Source organism: Actinocorallia libanotica (assembly GCF_039525175.1).
GTDB classification, from domain to species: Bacteria; Actinomycetota; Actinomycetes; order Streptosporangiales; family Streptosporangiaceae; genus Actinocorallia; species Actinocorallia libanotica.
Genome location: NZ_BAAAHH010000121.1, coordinates 1 through 654, shown reverse-complemented (window position 1 = coordinate 654; position 654 = coordinate 1). Strand labels below are relative to the sequence as shown.

The 654-nt window shown below is 72.0% G+C and carries 1 protein-coding gene; it reads left to right on the top strand.

Translation table 11 applies throughout. The annotated features are described in order from the left end of the window. The coding region (locus ABD140_RS39950; RefSeq protein ID WP_425544216.1) for a hypothetical protein at positions 1-557 on the top strand (557 nt) is incomplete at its 5' end. Positions 558-654 lie beyond the last annotated feature (97 nt).

The window sequence follows — 654 nt, the reverse complement described above, 5'->3', positions numbered from 1 at the left end:
CCGCCCCGCCCGAACTCGACCAGGCCTCGCCCGCCGGGGACGGCACCCGCCGCGCCAGCGCCCCCGTCCTGGCCGCCTGGCTGGCCGAACGCCACCACCACCTGCTGCGCCGACCCGACGCCGCGGCCGCCGTCACCCAGGTCTACAACGCCCGCCGCACCGCCGAGCACATCGTGGACCGCGCACCCACCCGCTGGTACGCCGGACCGTGCGACTGCGGCACACCCATGTACGTCCAGCCCGGCGCCGCCGCCGTCACCTGCCCGCACTGCGAGACCGCCCACGACGTGCGCGAGCGCCGCGAATGGCTGCTGGCCTCCATCGCCGACCGCCTGACCACCGCCACCCAGGCCGCCCACGTCATCACCCTGCTGGCCGTCCCGATCACCCCCGAGCGGATCTGGAAATGGGCCGAGCGCGACCTGCTCATCCCGCACGGCCACGACGTGAAGGGGCGACCCCTGTACCTCATCCGCGACGTCATGGACCTGCACATCACGATGCTGACCCGCCAGGCCGAGCGCACCGCCAAAAGAACGGCAAAGGTGAAGGTATGAGTCCAGGTTGCGGCCTGATCAACGGCATGTCAGGCTGATCCCGCACAGACGACCTGTGCCCGAAAACCCCTCAAAGGCCCGCTGAGCCCCGCTCGCG